15 protein-coding genes are annotated in these 15692 nt (G+C 50.4%); 10 read left to right on the top strand and 5 right to left on the bottom strand.

The window, feature by feature from the left end; genetic code table 11:
* Window positions 1-62: 62 nt before the first annotated feature.
* Window positions 63-2258 carry an ornithine decarboxylase SpeF gene (gene speF, locus HMPREF9439_RS07195; RefSeq protein ID WP_008864344.1) on the bottom strand — a complete coding sequence of 732 codons (2196 nt, stop codon included), beginning with the start codon at window positions 2256-2258 and terminating at the stop codon, window positions 63-65.
* Between the two features lie 916 nt (window positions 2259-3174).
* Here speF and uvrB point away from each other — a divergent pair.
* From uvrB to iscX, 10 genes are all read left to right on the top strand, one after another.
* On the top strand, window positions 3175-5229 hold the full coding sequence (uvrB, locus tag HMPREF9439_RS07190) for an excinuclease ABC subunit UvrB (protein ID WP_008811457.1): 2055 nt from the start codon (window positions 3175-3177) through the stop codon (window positions 5227-5229).
* Window positions 5230-5372: 143 nt separating this feature from the next.
* Window positions 5373-5870 (top strand): low molecular weight protein-tyrosine-phosphatase, encoded by a 498-nt coding sequence (locus HMPREF9439_RS07185; RefSeq protein ID WP_008811458.1) that lies wholly within the window; start codon window positions 5373-5375, stop codon window positions 5868-5870.
* A 114-nt stretch (window positions 5871-5984) separates the two neighbouring features.
* Complete coding sequence (locus tag HMPREF9439_RS07180; protein WP_008864341.1) at window positions 5985-6440, top strand: Rrf2 family transcriptional regulator; 456 nt, start codon at window positions 5985-5987, stop codon at window positions 6438-6440.
* A 35-nt stretch (window positions 6441-6475) separates the two neighbouring features.
* On the top strand, window positions 6476-7684 hold the full coding sequence (locus HMPREF9439_RS07175; RefSeq protein ID WP_008864340.1) for an IscS subfamily cysteine desulfurase: 1209 nt from the start codon (window positions 6476-6478) through the stop codon (window positions 7682-7684).
* A gap of 15 nt (window positions 7685-7699) precedes the next feature.
* Window positions 7700-8095 carry a Fe-S cluster assembly scaffold IscU gene (gene iscU / locus HMPREF9439_RS07170; protein WP_008811461.1) on the top strand — a complete coding sequence of 132 codons (396 nt, stop codon included), beginning with the start codon at window positions 7700-7702 and terminating at the stop codon, window positions 8093-8095.
* On the top strand, window positions 8095-8418 hold the full coding sequence (iscA, locus tag HMPREF9439_RS07165) for an iron-sulfur cluster assembly protein IscA (RefSeq protein ID WP_008811462.1): 324 nt from the start codon (window positions 8095-8097) through the stop codon (window positions 8416-8418). Before iscU ends, iscA begins: the two co-directional genes overlap by 1 nt.
* Before the next feature lie 16 nt (window positions 8419-8434).
* On the top strand, window positions 8435-8935 hold the full coding sequence (hscB, locus tag HMPREF9439_RS07160; protein WP_008864339.1) for a Fe-S protein assembly co-chaperone HscB: 501 nt from the start codon (window positions 8435-8437) through the stop codon (window positions 8933-8935).
* Window positions 8935-10794 (top strand): Fe-S protein assembly chaperone HscA, encoded by a 1860-nt coding sequence (gene hscA / locus HMPREF9439_RS07155; RefSeq protein ID WP_008864338.1) that lies wholly within the window; start codon window positions 8935-8937, stop codon window positions 10792-10794. Before hscB ends, hscA begins: the two co-directional genes overlap by 1 nt.
* Before the next feature lie 2 nt (window positions 10795-10796).
* A complete protein-coding gene (fdx, locus tag HMPREF9439_RS07150; protein ID WP_008864337.1) occupies window positions 10797-11135 on the top strand; it encodes an ISC system 2Fe-2S type ferredoxin in 339 nt (112 codons plus the stop codon).
* Entirely contained in the window at window positions 11135-11335 is a 201-nt protein-coding gene (iscX, locus tag HMPREF9439_RS07145) for a Fe-S cluster assembly protein IscX (protein ID WP_008864336.1), read from the top strand. The genes fdx and iscX overlap by 1 nt, the downstream gene beginning before the upstream one ends.
* A 3-nt stretch (window positions 11336-11338) precedes the next feature.
* Here iscX and HMPREF9439_RS07140 read toward each other — a convergent pair whose 3' ends face one another.
* The 4 genes from HMPREF9439_RS07140 to prfB form a co-directional block, all read right to left on the bottom strand.
* Window positions 11339-12178, bottom strand: coding sequence for an NUDIX hydrolase (locus HMPREF9439_RS07140; RefSeq protein WP_008864335.1), 840 nt, complete (start codon window positions 12176-12178; stop codon window positions 11339-11341).
* 5 nt (window positions 12179-12183) lie between these two features.
* Window positions 12184-13719 (bottom strand): lysine--tRNA ligase, encoded by a 1536-nt coding sequence (gene lysS, locus HMPREF9439_RS07135; RefSeq protein WP_008864334.1) that lies wholly within the window; start codon window positions 13717-13719, stop codon window positions 12184-12186.
* Window positions 13709-14476, bottom strand: a complete 768-nt coding sequence (locus tag HMPREF9439_RS07130) for an SDR family NAD(P)-dependent oxidoreductase (RefSeq protein WP_008811469.1) — start codon at window positions 14474-14476, stop codon at window positions 13709-13711. Before HMPREF9439_RS07130 ends, lysS begins: the two co-directional genes overlap by 11 nt.
* Window positions 14477-14478: 2 nt before the next feature.
* Window positions 14479-15583, bottom strand: a protein-coding gene (gene prfB / locus HMPREF9439_RS07125; protein ID WP_118631445.1) for a peptide chain release factor 2 whose coding sequence is annotated in 2 segments (ribosomal slippage) — window positions 14479-15501 and window positions 15503-15583 — 1104 coding nt in all. Because the reading frame shifts where the segments join, the coding sequence is not laid out codon by codon here.
* Between the last annotated feature and the right edge of the window lie 109 nt (window positions 15584-15692).

Raw genomic sequence — 15692 nt, 5'->3', positions numbered from 1 at the left:
TATCCTCAAGTATGTTCTGTGTAGAGAGGCAGCACGGAAGCGCGAGCTTCCGCGCACGCGGCTTATTTACCTTTAGCAGTCAGACGTTCGACAGCATCTTCTTTTAGTACATAGCAGTAAACTTGTTTACCGCCCCTGCCGTTGTCTTCGACATAAACACCTTGAAGTTCGGGTGCAAATCCAGGCATCCGTCCCATGGCTTCCTGCCAAGCTAAGAAATACTTGAGCACGGGTCCGCCCCAAACTTCACCCGGGAAGCAGCACAAGACTCCCGGTGGGTAGGGCAGAGCGCCTTCAGCAGCAACCCTTCCTTCTGCATCTTCCAGACGGACGAGCTCGGCTTGGCCGCGCAGGAATGCAAAGTGGGCTTCTTGAGGATTAATGACGCTCTTAGGCATGAATTCTGTACGGAACATTTCCTTTTGAATCTCTTTAATATTCCGCTCCTTGTAGAAGTCATGCATTTCTTGGCAGAGCTGACGGATGGAATAGTTGCGGTAGCGAGATTCGTAAGCTTTGTAAAGATTGGGCAGAACCTCTTCTAAGGGAGCGTCATCATCGAGGTATTTTTCAAAGCGAGCGATCTGGCTAACCAGGTGATCCATTTTTTCTTTATTTTCTGCGGGAGTCATGAGGAAAAGAATGGAATTGAGGTCATTCTTTTCGGGGATGATGCCGTTATCGCGCAAGTAATTAGCCAAAATCGTTGCCGGAACGCCAAAATTTTCGTATTCGCCGGTCTCAACATCGATGCCCGGAGTCGTCAGCATAAATTTGCAGGGATCTACAAAATATTGGTTCTCCCCATATCCCTCGAAAGAATGCCATTTCTGACCCGGAACAAATTTGAAGAATTCCAGGTCTTGGGCAATCAAATCCGTTGGGTAAGACTTCCAATCGGAGCCGCGAACTTTAGAAGGAATAAACGGTTTGATGTAATGACAGGTTTCAAGCAGTAATTTGCGAGCATCAACAACTGTCTTAACGCAGTCAGCCCAAAGTCTACGGCCGGCTTCTCCTTCTTGCATTTTTGCGTTGACGTCCAAAGAAGCAAACAGCGGGTAAAACGGACTGGTTGATGCATGCATCATGAAAGCGTTATTCAACACTTTGTGAGGAATATAACGGTCTTGTCCCTTAATGTGAGAGTCCTTTTTGCGAATTTGTGAAGTCTGAGAAAAACCTGCTTGCTGCTTATGAACGGACTGAGTGACGAAGATGCCGGGGTCTTCCGGTCCTAACTCGAGAAGAAGCGGGGAACAGTCACGCATCATTGGAATGAATTGCTCGTAGCCTACCCATGCGGAGTCGAAGAGAATGTAATCACAAAGGTGGCCGATTTTGTCCACAACTTGGCGAGCGTTATAAATCGTGCCGTCATAAGTGCCGAGTTGGATGACTGCAAGACGGAAGGGGCGCTTGGCATCCGCTTTTTCAGGACATTTTTCTCTAACTAGGCTGCGGAGATACTCTTCGTCAAAACATTTTTCGTCAATGCCGCCGATAAATCCGAAGGGGTTGCGGGCAGTTTCAAGATAAATCGGAGTAGCGCCGGCTTGCAAAAGAGCTCCGTGGTTAATTGACTTGTGGTTGTTTCGATCATACAAAACCAAGTCACCGGGAGTTAAAGCCGCATTTAATACAACTTTGTTAGAGGCGGAGGTTCCGTTCAAAACGAAATAAGTCTTATCGGCATTGAATACCTTAGCGGCAGCTTTTTGAGCGGTTAGCGGTGCACCTTCATGAATTAGAAGGTCGCCCATCGCAACGTCAGCATTGCAAAGGTCAGAGCGGAAAAGCTCTTCACCGAAAAAGTCATAGAATGCGCGGCCGGCCGGATGGCGGCGGAAGTATGCGCCTCCCTGATGTCCCGGGCAGTCAAACTGGGACTTTCCTTTGTATACGTATTGGGCGAGGGCACCGAAGAAAGGAGGAAGGAGCTTGTCTTCGTAGCGTTTGGCAGCTTCATCGATTTGACGGCCGAAAAGACGTCTGTCTGTAAGGTCATCGTTGATCACACCGACCACGTGACCGACGAGTTCTTCCGGAGTGGTGTCTTCATCGCGGAGATAAAGAAAAACAGGAATTTCCAAGGCGGTGGCATTAACCTTGTTTAACCCGCCTTTCCGATAGTCTTCAATGTCGATAACAACAGCGGAGACTTCAGTAAAGTCAGCATTTGAGAGGCAAACGACTTCACGTTCAACCTGAAGTTTATCTTTCAGTAATGCAGAAGCTGCGACTTTAAGTTTTTGCATAATAGTAGTCCTCCAGATTTATTTAATAAGGTAAATAAATCCGCATCGTAATTAAATGAATTGTGGTATTGGCTTTTCTCGGAAATACCCCCCCCCTATGAACAAGCGTCAAAAAGGCTTGAACACTAAGAGATTTCGCGGAAGAAATTAAGAGAAAAGCAATTCGAGCCGAACCGATAAAGAATCGGCCGGAGGGCCAGATGTCGGATTCGGAGAGGAATTTATTGAAGGAGAAGCAATCACGCATCGTAAACCGCGTGAGGTGTAACGTGCGGCGCATGCCTATGTTGAATAGGCTTAAATATGCACATAGCAGTAATCCCAATTGTCATGTCTGTCAAACAACAGACATAAGCATTCTGACAGCAAAATTTCTAGAAGTCAATAGATTGTTACGAAATTTAGAGAAGATGAAAATTCTTATAAATTAGCTAATTAGCAAAAAATAAACTCAAAATGGGATTTTATAATTAGAGGGGTTGATGATAATGGTTGATAAATATTAAACAAAGATTAAATTTGGAATAGAGAGGATTTTTTAAGGATATATCCTTCTAGAAAGTTAAGGAGTTGTTTCAGACCGATGTTTTACTTTTTCCGAAAACAAACCTCATCAGCTTATGTAATGTGCTAATTTTTATTTTATTCCGAGAGTGTCCAGCCAAGGGTGATTTTATAAATTTGAATTATTGATATTTAAATCACCCTGCGTGCTTGAGAAAATAAGGTGCCGAAGCTTAATTGAGAGGGGTTTGGTTTGAAAGTGAACTTAAAATGGATGTCTCCTTAGAACTCATCTAAAGCAGAGAAGACTGAGGTCGAGGCAATCTGACCAGATCGGATGATCGGAAAACCGATGTCTTAGGATTCGTTCTAAACTTTTCAAATTCAAAGGATTCTTTAGGCAGACACCACCTTGAAAGTCATCAGATTCCCTAATTCTCCGTTTGAACTGCATCAGCCCTTTGAGGCGGCCGGAGATCAGCCTCAGGCAATCAAAGAACTCGTCGAAGGCATCGAGGACGGCCTGACGGCCCAGACGCTGCTTGGCGTGACGGGTAGCGGCAAAACCTACACCATGGCGAACGTTATCGCTCGAACCGGTCTGCCGACGCTCATCATGGCGCCGAATAAAACCCTTGCCGCTCAGCTCTACGCGGAAATGAGGGACTTTTTCCCAAACAACGCGGTGGAGTATTTCGTCAGTTACTACGACTACTATCAGCCCGAAGCTTACGTCCCTCAGCGTGATCTGTTTATTGAAAAAGATTCTGCTATCAATGAACACATCGAGCAGATGCGTCTGTCGGCTTCAAAGAGCGTGCTCGAACGCCGTGATGTGATCATTGTCGCGACCGTGTCTGCCATCTACGGTATCGGTAAGCCGGAGTCCTATACCGAGATGCGTCTTATCCTGAAAGTCGGTGATAAGATTGAACAGCGCGACTTGATCTCGCACTTGGTCCGCATCCAGTACGAACGCAACGACATGGAATTTACGCGAGGTAAGTTCCGCGTCCGCGGTGACACGATTGACGTGTTCCCAGCCGAACACTCGGAAATGGCGCTCCGTATCGAACTCTTTGATGACGAAATCGAAGCAATGTATTTCTTCGATCCGCTGACCGGTAAAACACGCCAGAAGGTAGACCGCTTCGCGATCTATCCGACGTCTAACTATGTCACGCCGAGAAACGATATTCTCCGAGCGATTGAAGCCATCAAGGATGAGCTCAGAGACCAGGAGACAAAATTCATCGAGAGCGGCAAGTTGCTTGAGGCGCAGCGCATCCGCGAAAGAACGCTCTTTGACTTAGAAATGCTCCACGAAGTGGGCTTCTGCAAAGGCATTGAGAACTACAGCCGCCACTTGGCCGGCGGTCTGCCCGGAGAGCCGCCTCCTACCTTGATCGACTATCTGCCGAAAGATGCGCTGATGTTCTTCGACGAATCTCACGTTCTGTTAGGTCAGATCGGCGGTATGTACCGCGGCGACAGTGCCAGAAAAGAAACCCTCGTCACCTACGGCTTCCGTCTTCCGAGCGCTAAAGACAATCGTCCGCTTCGTTTTGACGAATTCGAAAGCAAGATGCGCCGAGCGATCTTTGTCTCGGCCACTCCTGCAGACTACGAGCTGAATCATTCTTCTCAGATCGTGGAGCAGGTGGTGCGCCCGACCGGCCTCGTAGACCCGGAAGTAGAAGTACGTCCGGCTACGACTCAGGTTGACGATGTGCTCGGCGAAATCAAAGAAAGAATTCCGAAGGGCCAGCGCATTCTGATTACAACGCTGACCAAGCGCATGGCAGAAGACTTAACCGACTTCCTGCAGGACAACGGTATCAAGGTGCGTTACCTGCACTCGGACATCGATACGGTGGAACGCGTAGAAATTATTCGAGACCTTCGTGCCGGTGTCTTCGATGTTCTGATCGGCATTAACTTATTGAGAGAAGGCTTGGATATTCCGGAAGTGGCACTGATCGCGATCTTAGATGCTGATAAGGAAGGCTTCCTGCGAAGCGAACGTTCTCTTATTCAGACGATCGGCCGTGCCGCGCGAAACGTTGAAGGCAAAGCCATTCTATACGCCGATACGATTACGGACTCCATGCGCCGAGCGATGGACGAAACGGCTCGACGCAGAGAAAAGCAGACTGCTTACAACGTGGCGCATAACATCACGCCGAAGAGCGTCAAGAAAGAAATCCGTGACATTATTGACGGTGTCTACAAGAGCGATAACCTCGAAAATGAATTCGGATTGGTGGACGGTCAGGATTACGAAAAAATGGGTCCGAAGGAACTGGCACGCGAAATCAAACGGCTCGAAAACGAAATGTTTGAGCATGCTAAGAATCTCGAATTCGAAAAAGCCTCGGAAGTCCGTGATAAATTGGCTTCAATTCGTAAACAAGTTTTCGGCGCGACGCCCGGAAAAGATGAGGAAGGTGCAAAAGAGAACGTATAGGTGCTCATTTTGAGTTGAATTATTGGTAATTACCCTATACATTTTTGCAAAAAGCGTTTGGGGCTCGTAAGCTATTGCAACCTGCCTGCGGTGTACGCGAGAGAGGTGTGATTAATTCGTCAATTAAGAAGAATGCAAAAAACATGGTAAAAGTTTTATTTGTGTGCATGGGGAACATTTGTCGTTCCCCTACGGCTGAAGCAGTTTTTAAGAAAATGGTGAAGGAAGCCGGACTGACTGACAAAGTAATCGTGGATTCTGCCGGTACACATGGTTATCACGTCGGAGAGGCGCCGGACGTGCGCGCTCAGATTGCAGGCCGTAAGCGCGGATATGACTTATCCGAACTTAGGGCTCGTCAGATTACATCCGACGACTTTAGAGAGTGCGACTTCATTTTGGCGATGGACTGGGAAAATCTGACCGCCATGCAGCAGATCTGCCCTCCGATGTACAAACACAAGCTGGCGCTCCTGATGCGCTATGCAACCGAATACGACACGGCCGTGGTGCCTGATCCGTATTACGGCGGCAACGAAGGCTTCAACACGGTACTTGATTACTGTGAGGACGCCTGCGAAGGCCTGCTTGAAGTTGTTAAGAAACGCGCTTCCGTCTACATTCCCGGCTCAGCTCTGTAGCCGCTGAAAATTCATTTTCCTTCTTAGCCCTCTTCGGAGGGCTTTTTCAATTCCGACTATTGCGCTCGGAAATAAAACGGTCTATTATTTCCGACTAAATGGATCGGAATAAAGATGAAACTCACTACTAAAGGCCGTTTTGCCGTCACCGCAATGCTTGATATTGCTCTCCATGACCCGGAAGAGTACGTATCCATCGCTGCGATCGGGGACAGACGTCATCTTTCAAGCGCCTATCTTGAGCAGATCTTCGGAAAGCTGCGCAGAGCCGGCCTCCTTGAAGGTGTGCGCGGCCCTGCCGGCGGATACCGTTTGGCCAAACCTGCGGATCAGATCACGGTGATCGATATTTTGGAAGCCGTGGACGACCCTCTCGAGAAAGCCAGCTGCGATAAAAACAGAGCCGTCTGCGACGGAGAAGGTGAGTGCATCACATTCGATCTTTGGGAAAGCCTCAACGAGGAAATCCGCAAGTTCCTGAAAGGGATCTCGCTGAAAAACCTGGCTGACAAGAAAAAGCTCAAAGATCAGGGCTTAAGCCCCGTATCCATTATCAAACCGAAGGTTTAATAAATCCCCAATTTATCTCTTCATTGGAGCTAATCATGAAGTTCCCTATTTACCTTGATTATTCTGCGACTACGCCTGTGGATCCTCGTGTCGTCGATAAGATGATTCCTTTCCTCTACGAGAATTTCGGCAACGCTGCCAGCACGAGCCACGAATACGGCTGGAAGGCTAAAGAAGCTGTTGAAAACGCCCGTGCCGAAGTTGCAGCACTAATCAATGCCGATCCGAAAGAAATCGTTTGGACTAGCGGCGCCACCGAAAGCGACAACCTCGCGATCAAAGGTGCAGCTCGTTTCCATAAGGACAAAGGCAAGCATTTAATCACGGTAAAGACCGAACACAAAGCCGTGCTGGACTCCATGCGAGAACTTGAACGCGAAGGCTTTGAAGTGACATACATGGACGTCGGCAAGGACGGACTTTTGGACCTCGACGCTTTGGCCAAAGCCATGCGTCCAGATACTACCTTGGTTTCCGTGATGGCCGTCAACAATGAAATCGGCGTCATTCAAGACATCGAAAAAATCGGTGAAATGTGCCGTGAACGCGGAATCCTGTTCCACGTCGACGCCACTCAGGCCGCCGGCAAGATCCCTCTGGATATGGAAAAACTCAAGGTTGATCTGATGAGCCTTTCCGCCCACAAGCTCTACGGACCGAAGGGAATGGGCGCTCTTTATGTTCGCCGCAAACCGCGTGCTCGTATTGAAGCCATCATTCACGGCGGCGGTCACGAAAGAGGCATGCGCTCAGGCACACTCGCCACACACCAGATCGTCGGTATGGGCGAAGCCTACAGACTGTGCCGCCTGGAAATGGACGAGGAAATGAAGCGTATCGGCGCTCTTCGCGACAGACTTTGGAAAGGCTTGAGCGAAATCGAAGCCGTTCATGTCAACGGAAGCATGGAACACAGAGCTCCTTTCAACCTCAACGTCAGCTTCGCGTTTGTTGAAGGTGAAGCCCTCATGGCCAGCTGCCCTGAAATCGCAGTTTCCTCCGGTTCTGCCTGCACCTCGGCCAGCTTGGAACCGTCCTACGTTCTGCGTGCCCTCGGTATTGATGACGAACTCGCCCACAGCTCCATTCGCTTCAGCTTAGGCCGTTTCACGACGGAAGAAGAGATTGACTACACCGTCAAGCTCATCAAAGAAAAGGTTGCACAGCTTCGTGAAATGTCCCCGCTTTGGGAGATGTACAAGGAAGGCGTGGACATGAAACAAGTTAAATGGACAGAACACTAACAAGGAAAGAAAAGAATGCAATACAGCGATAAAGTGATGGATCATTTCCAGCACCCCAGAAATGTCGGCAGACTGGATAAAAACGATCCGAACGTCGGAACCGGTACACGCGGCGCCCCCGCCTGCGGCGACGTTTTAAGCCTGCAGATCAAGGTCAACGACAACGGCGTGATCGAAGACGCTAAGTTCAAAACCTACGGCTGCACCAGTGCCATCGCTTCCAGCTCTTTGGTCACCGAACTGATCAAGGGCAAGACCTTGGAAGAAGCCGAACAGCTCAAAAATACGGCAATTGCCGAAGAACTTGAGCTTCCTCCCGTCAAAATCCACTGTTCCATTCTTGCGGAAGACGCCATCAAGGCCGCAGTGGAAGACTATCGCCAGAAACAGGCTCAGATTAAGGATAAATAATGTCGGTTACATTGACAGAAAAAGCAGCTTCTCACGTTGAAGAATTCCTTCGCAAACGTGGCAAAGGCGTCGGCCTCAGAGTCGGTGTCAAAACCAGCGGCTGCTCCGGTATGGCTTACGCATTAGAGTTTGCAGACAAAATCGAACCCGAAGATCAGGTGTACGAAAGCTACGGGATCAAAGTAATTGTTGATCCCAAGAGCCTGCCCTATATCAACGGAACCGAACTGGACTTTGTCCGTGAAGGTCTCAATACTGGATTCAAATTCAAGAACCCGAACGAGAAAGAAAGCTGCGGCTGCGGCAAGTCTTTCCATGTCTAACTGAAACGGAGGCGCTATGGCGGCGATGAATCCTTTTGAAATTTTCGGTTTGAAACCACAGTTCAGAATCGATAAACAAAAGTTGGATGAAAAGTATTTTGAAATCCAAAAAAAGGTTCATCCCGACCGTTTTGCTTCGGCAAGCGATACTGAAAAGCGCGTTGCTCAGCAGTGGGCAACGCTGATTAATGACGCTTTTCAGAAGCTCAGCGATCCGATCCAGCGAGGTAAAGCCCTTTGCGCGCTGCGAGGACACCTCATTGACGAAGACAGCAGCGGTTCGATTTCTGAAGAGTTTCTTCTTGAGCAGCTGGAACGCCGAGAGGCGATCTCAGATGCAAAGGATTCCGGGAATACGGCTGAGCTGGAAGTGCTGAAGAAAGCGATTGAAAAAGAAAAGGACGAGCTGCTCAACGAGGTGGTAGACGCGTTCGATGTGAAATCTGATGTCTCGCTGGCGGCAGAAGATTTAAAAAAGGTTATGTTTTTAAATCGCCAGCTACTGGATTTTGAATAATGTCACTTCTGCAAATTGCCGAACCGGGAATGTCGACAGCACCGCACGAAGAGCGGTTTGCTGTCGGTATTGATTTGGGCACCACGAATTCATTGGCGGCCACCGTTAGAAACGGTTCTCCCGAAGTTCTCGTTGACGAAAAGAATCAGAAACTGCTTCCTTCTGTTGTCCACTACGAAAAGAATGGATGCGTGGTTGTTGGTGAAGAAGCCCGTTCACGTGCAGAAGCAGATCCGCTCAACACGATCTCAAGTGTCAAGCGTTTGATGGGCCGAAGCGCTTCTGAGCTGCAGAATAACCGCTACATGCCCTATGACTTCATCAAAGGCGAGGGCATGGTGAAGCTCAACACGGCACAAGGCGCGAAGAGTCCGGTTGAAGTATCAGCAGAAATCTTAAAAGTCCTTAAAAAACGCGCCGAAGACGCCTTAGGCGGCGAACTTGTCGGCGCTGTTGTGACGGTACCGGCTTACTTTGATGACGCTCAGCGTCAGGCGACTAAAGACGCCGCAAAGCTTGCCGGTCTGAATGTTCTTCGTCTTTTGAGCGAACCGACGGCGGCAGCTTTGGCTTACGGCCTCGATACCGGCGCCGAAGGTCTTTACATCGTTTATGACTTGGGCGGCGGCACGTTTGACGTCTCCGTCCTCCGTCTGCGCAAAGGCGTTTTTGAGGTGCTCGCCACCGGCGGCAACAGCCAGTTAGGCGGCGATGATTTTGACCAGCGTCTCTACTGCTGGGTCATTGACCAGGCAGGTCGTCCGCTGCTGACGCATTCCGACAGCCGCATGCTGATGGCAAAAGCCAAGGCAGCCAAAGAAACGCTGACGACGGAAAAGAAAGCAACGATTCACGCCAAGATTTCCGGCGACAGAATCATCAATGTCACGATTACGCGCGAAGTCTTTGATTCGATCACGCACCACTTAGTAGCAAGAACCATCGAAGCCACGAAACAGACATTAAAGGACGCAGGTCTCAAACGCGATGAAGTAAAAGGTGTCGTGCTTGTCGGCGGCTCAACGCGCATGCCCTGCATCCGCAAGGCAGTGGCCGATTATTTTGACCGCGAACCGCTTACCGATATTGACCCGGATGAAGTGGTGGCAATCGGCGCTGCGCTTCAGGCAAACCTGCTTGCCGGCAACCGCAGCGACGAAGACTGGCTGCTTCTTGACGTCACGCCGCTTTCCTTGGGTCTTGAAACCATGGGCGGTCTCGTTGAAAAAGTCATTCCCCGCAACACGCCGATTCCTGTAGCCATGGCTCAGGACTTCACAACCTTCAAGGACGGTCAGACCGCGATGTCGATCCATGTCCTTCAGGGTGAACGTGACTTGGTAGAAGAGTGCCGTTCTTTGGCCAAATTCTCTTTGCGCGGTATTCCGCCGAAAGTTGCAGGAGCCGCTCGTATTCGTGTGACGTTCCAGGTGGATGCTGACGGACTGTTGTCGGTCACGGCCCGCGAACAAACCACGGGCGTGGAAGCATCTGTCACGGTCAAACCTTCTTACGGTCTGTCGGAAGATGAAATCAGCCGCATGCTGGAAGATTCCTTTGGTCACGCCGAAGAAGATATGAAGCTTCGCGAATTACGCGAGCAGAAAGTGGAAGCCGCTCGCCTTTTGGAAAGCATTTATTCCGCATTGTCGTCCGACGCCGACCTTCTCAATGAGGCTGAGCGCGCTCAGATCGACGCCATGATTCAACATCTCGAGACGGTTCGCGCGCAAGATGACAAAGATGAAATTAAAAATTCGATTTCAGCGCTGTCCGAGGGAACGAAAGACTTTGCTGCACGTCGAATGAACCGTACGATCTTGGAAGCACTCCAAGGCAAATCTGTTGACGAGGTTTAAAAATGCCGAAAGTAACCATTTTACCGCATCCTGGAATCTGTCCGAACGGGGCTGAGTTTGAAGTCCCCGAAGGTGCAAACTTAGCTAAAGCTTTGGTCGCAAACGGCGTCAATATTGACCACGCCTGCGAGTTCTCCTGCGCCTGCACGACTTGCCACTGCTACATCGACAAGGGCTTTGATTCTTTGGAACCGGCAGAAGACGATGAAGAAGATCTGCTTGACCAGGCTTGGGGTCTGAAATCGAACTCACGCCTGACTTGCCAGACAAAAGTCGGCAAAGAAGACATTACCGTTGAAATTCCGAAATACTCCCGTAATCACGCCAGAGAGAACGAGTAATGAAGCTGACTTGGAAGGATCCGCGTGCGATTGCGGAAGAGCTGTATGACGAAAATCCGGACTTAGATCCGCTGACGATCAGCTTTGAGAAGATGCATGCAATGATCGTCGCGCTCCCGGATTTTGATGATGATCCAGAAGCAAGCAACGAAAAAATACTGGAAGCCATTCTGGTCGCTTGGATGGACGAAAGAGATTAGCGTTTAGACGGCCGGCTGATCCAAAAGATCAAGCAGGCCTTCCTGCCAGGCTAAGCCGGCTAAAACAGCAAGGGACGATTCGAATGTGAATCGTCCTTTTTCTATGCGCTCAATAATCGCTTCGGGTTCTAAGAGTTCAAAGCGCTCGACCTCGCCGTCCATGTTGTGAGGATGGAAAGAGTCTTCAACATAAGCATTGCAGATGTAAGCGATTTCTCGCATCCAGCCTTCATGAACGGGACGCGAAATGATATTGCGCGCGCTAAAAGAGATTTCAAGGGAACCCGGTGTCACACCGGCTTCTTCAAATGCTTCGCGTTCCATAGCAAGCCCGAAAGGCTCGCCTGCTCCGACTAGACCCGCAGCACAGTTATCCCAATAACCAGGGCCGATCGCTTTCTTGAAAGAACGCTGAGCCACCCACATCCTGCCGTCACGCGTGAACGGATTCAAGTGAACGGCAAAGGTGTTAAAGGCGAAGGGACGGCACATTGCACGCTCAATAACAGTCAAAGGCGACTCGCAGGCAATGTCATCCGAAGCAGTAACGGAAAGCAGTTCATCTCGCCAGGCAAAGACTTTGTCCGTGCCTTTATAAAGGTGCGAAATCGCTGCCAGACGGCGCGAAGCCTGTCCGGAGTCTTCCGCGGTAAATACGAAAGCATCCGGACGGACGTCACAGAAGCGAAAGGTACTCGCTAAAAACTCGGCATCAGTTCGTTCAATGTGCCCGGCTCGTACGTCGTTAAAGTAAAACGGAATACGAGAGGAGGGCACGGGAACTTCGGCCATGTCGTAAAGCTCTTTTAACAGAGCGGCGATTTTCAGCTTCCTTTCGCTCATGATTCTTAGGCCTCAGGACGCATATGCGGGAAGAGCAGAACGTCACGGATGCTCGGAGAGTCGGTAAGCAGCATGACAAAGCGGTCTAAGCCCACGCCGCAGCCGCCTGTCGGAGGCAGACCGTATTCCAGTGCGCGGACGTAGTCGGCGTCGTAATACATGGCTTCATCATCGCCGCTGGCTTTCAGTTTTGCCTGAGCCATGAAGCGAGCAGCCTGATCCTGCGGGTCGTTCAGCTCGGAGAAGCCGTTGGCGGTTTCGCGACCGGCCATGAAGAGTTCGAAACGCTCGGTGATGCCGGGAACCTTGTCGGAGGCGCGAGCCAGCGGAGAAATTTCAACCGGGTAGTCAATGATGTAAGTCGGCTGAATGAGTTTGGATTCAGCAACGGCTTCAAATATGGCCATCTGCAAAGCGCCGACGCCGGCGTCAGCCTTAGCAGGTTCACCCAGGCGCTTGAGTTCTTCCTGCATGAAGTCCTTGTCTTCGAGCTGCTCAGGGGTGTACTGAGGAGCGTACTTCAGAACGGCTTCCTTAGCAGTCAGGCGATCAAACGGTTTTGTGAGGTCGATGGTATGACCCTGATACTGAATGACAGCGGTACCGATAGTCTTTTCAGCGACGGTGCGCAGAAGTTTTTCGGTGTAGTCCATGAGCCAGTGGTATTCCTTGTAGGCTGCATAGAACTCCATCATTGTGAATTCAGGGTTGTGGCGAACGTCAACGCCTTCGTTGCGGAAGGAGCGGTTGAGTTCAAAAACGCGTTCAAAGCCGCCGACCACTAAGCGCTTCAGATAAAGTTCCGGAGCAATACGCAGATACATATCCATGTCGAGCGCATTGTGGTGTGTGATGAACGGCTTAGCGTTCGCACCGCCGGGGATCGGATGGAGCATCGGAGTTTCCACTTCCATGAAGTGATGTTCCATCATGAATTTACGGGTTTCGGCGATGGCCTTGGAACGGATCATGAAGGTGCGACGTGTGCTTTCGTTCATGATCAGGTCAACATAGCGCTGACGATAACGGGTTTCCGGATCGGAGAGACCGTGGAATTTGTCGGGGAGCGGACGAATGTTCTTGGTCAGCAGACGGAAGTTCTTAACGCGGACGGAAAGCTCGCCGGTCTTGGTGAAGAACAGTGTGCCTGTAGCGCCGACGATATCTCCGATATCAACCATCTTCTTGAAGAAGTCGTAAGTTTCATCGCCGACTTCAGCCTTGGTGATGAAGAACTGGATGTGATCGGTACCGTCTTTAACGGTCAGGAAGCTGGCTTTGCCCATGACGCGCTTGAGCATGACGCGGCCGGCGACGGTGACTTCGACCGGAGCAGCTTCAAGCTCTTCCGGAGTTTTGCTGCCGTTGGCAGCGCGCACTTCTTCAATGCGGTCTTTCTGAACGAAATCATTCGGATAAGCAACGCCTTCGGCTCTGAGTTTGTCGAGTTTGGCTAAACGTTCGGCAATGATATGGTTCTCAGTCTCAAGAACGTCTTCTTTTTTGACGGTTTCTTTCTGGTTTTCCACTTTAGTCTCCAACAGAAATATTGCGAATATCCGAGATGGGCTCTTTGCCGAACTCGTCGCTGTTGAGGTAATTTAAAAGTCGTTTGGCAGTGTCTTCGGGGCTCTGAAGTTTTCCGTCTTTCTCTAAGTCGATAAACCGGTCAACGTTCGGAAAATCTTCCTTAGACGAAGCACGGATGCTGCCCTGCATGCCAGTGTTCACAACGCCCGGAGCGACGGCGCTAAGGCGTGCGGGATTGGGTTTGCCAAGCTGATCTTCAGCTGTGACGGCGGTAAAGCGGTCAAGCGCTGCTTTGGTTGAACAGTACATGGCCCAGCCCGGAACGGACTTGCGGCCGGCGCCGGAAGAGATATTCATGACGCGGCGCTCGCCTTTCCAGCTGCGCGTTTCATTCAGGAAAGCCTGAGTCAGAAGCACCGGGATTTCAAAGTTAACGCGAATGCAGTCAACGGCAACCTGCGGGGAAGCGTTTTCGATCGGACCGACAGGACCCAGCACGCCGGCGTTGTTGATCAGAATCAGACGGTCATGTTCGGCGTATTCCTTATCGGAAAGCAGCCACATCAAAAGCTCGACGGCGCCTTTACGGTCAAGCAGGTCAGCCGTAAACTGGATGAAATTGCAGCCGATCTTATCGGCTTCTTCCACCAAAGCCTTGGAAGGACGGCGTTCCATCGTCACGACGGTGTCGCCGGCCTTAAGCGACTGACGGGTTAATTCAAAGCCGAGCCCTTTAGAGGCGCCGGTAATAATGGTGAGAGTCTTCACGCTCAAACTCCTTGCTTGAGGCTGGCCTCGATAAAGGATTCCAAAGCACCGTCTAAAACGGCAGTCGTGTTGCCGGTTTCGACATTGGTACGCAGGTCTTTGACGCGGGACTGATCCAACACGTAAGAACGGATCTGGTGACCCCAGGAAATGTCGCTCTTGTTGTCTTCCAATGCCTGCTGGGTAGCCTGGCGTTTGCGGAGCTCGGCTTCATAAAGACGGCTCTTCAAAATCGTCATGGCCTCTTCCTTGTTCTGATGCTGGCTTCGGCTGGTCTGGCTGACAGCGACTATGCCGGTCGGAATATGCGTGATACGGACGGCGGAGTCGGTCTTCTGAATGTGCTGACCGCCGGCGCCGGAGGCGCGGAACGTGTCAATGCGCAGATCGGCCGGATTGACTTCGATTTCGAAAGAATCGTCGACTTCGGGAACGACGAACACAGAAGCAAAAGAAGTATGACGGCGTGCGTTGGAGTCGAACGGGCTCTTGCGAACTAAGCGGTGAATACCGGTTTCGGTTCTGAGCCAGCCGTAGGCATAGTCGCCTGTGATTTTGATCGTGCAGCCTTTAATGCCGGCCACATCTCCTTCGGTTTCTTCAACAATCTCGGGCTTAAAGCTTTGGCGTTCCGCAAACTTGATATACATGCGCTCAAGCATGCTCGCCCAGTCCTGCGCTTCGGTTCCGCCGGCGCCGGCCTGAATTTCCAGGAAGCAGTTGGCTTCGTCATGTTCCTGATTGAACATGCGCTGGAATTCGAGATGTTCGACCTCTTTCTTGAGGTTGTTGATATCGGCTTCTACCGCTTCCAGAGAGGCGTCATCGTCCTCTTCTTTGGCCATTTCAAATAATTCCAAAGCATCGGAAAGGCCGGTAGTTAGGTGTTTGATGGTAAGGACAACGTCTTCGAGACGTTTCTTTTCTTTGCTCAGCTGCTGAGCTCGCTCTTGATCAGACCAGATGCTCGGGTCCTCGAGCGCTTGATTAACTTCTTCTAAACGACGCTCTTTCTGATCGTAGTCAAAGATACCTCCGCAGCTCTTCAGTGCGAGCTTGAAGGTCCTCGGCGGTGGTGCCGATTAGGTTTAAACGTTCAACTTCCATTTCTTAACGCGTTGATATTAAAAAGAACCCTCAATTATATAAGAGCGGACCCAATCCTTAACTCGTTGAGCGGGCGGAAATGGGTCCGTTTTTTGTCAATTGTGTAAGT

The sequence above is a fragment of the Parasutterella excrementihominis YIT 11859 genome (assembly GCF_000205025.1).
GTDB lineage: Bacteria > Pseudomonadota > Gammaproteobacteria > Burkholderiales > Burkholderiaceae_F > Parasutterella > Parasutterella excrementihominis.
Note: the sequence above shows the minus strand (reverse complement) of the source record. Positions and strands in the feature narration are given on the sequence as shown.

Bases quoted from the DNA above. Each gene is read 5' to 3' on its own strand.
- speF (WP_008864344.1), bottom strand. From the start codon at position 2,258: ATGCAAAAACTTAAAGTCGCAGCTTCTGCATTACTGAAAGATAAACTT.
- HMPREF9439_RS07185 (WP_008811458.1), top strand. From the start codon at position 5,373: ATGGTAAAAGTTTTATTTGTGTGCATGGGGAACATTTGTCGTTCCCCT.
- HMPREF9439_RS07180 (WP_008864341.1), top strand. From the start codon at position 5,985: ATGAAACTCACTACTAAAGGCCGTTTTGCCGTCACCGCAATGCTTGAT.
- HMPREF9439_RS07175 (WP_008864340.1), top strand. From the start codon at position 6,476: ATGAAGTTCCCTATTTACCTTGATTATTCTGCGACTACGCCTGTGGAT.
- iscU (WP_008811461.1), top strand. From the start codon at position 7,700: ATGCAATACAGCGATAAAGTGATGGATCATTTCCAGCACCCCAGAAAT.
- iscA (WP_008811462.1), top strand. From the start codon at position 8,095: ATGTCGGTTACATTGACAGAAAAAGCAGCTTCTCACGTTGAAGAATTC.
- hscB (WP_008864339.1), top strand. From the start codon at position 8,435: ATGGCGGCGATGAATCCTTTTGAAATTTTCGGTTTGAAACCACAGTTC.
- hscA (WP_008864338.1), top strand. From the start codon at position 8,935: ATGTCACTTCTGCAAATTGCCGAACCGGGAATGTCGACAGCACCGCAC.
- fdx (WP_008864337.1), top strand. From the start codon at position 10,797: ATGCCGAAAGTAACCATTTTACCGCATCCTGGAATCTGTCCGAACGGG.
- iscX (WP_008864336.1), top strand. From the start codon at position 11,135: ATGAAGCTGACTTGGAAGGATCCGCGTGCGATTGCGGAAGAGCTGTAT.
- HMPREF9439_RS07140 (WP_008864335.1), bottom strand. From the start codon at position 12,178: ATGAGCGAAAGGAAGCTGAAAATCGCCGCTCTGTTAAAAGAGCTTTAC.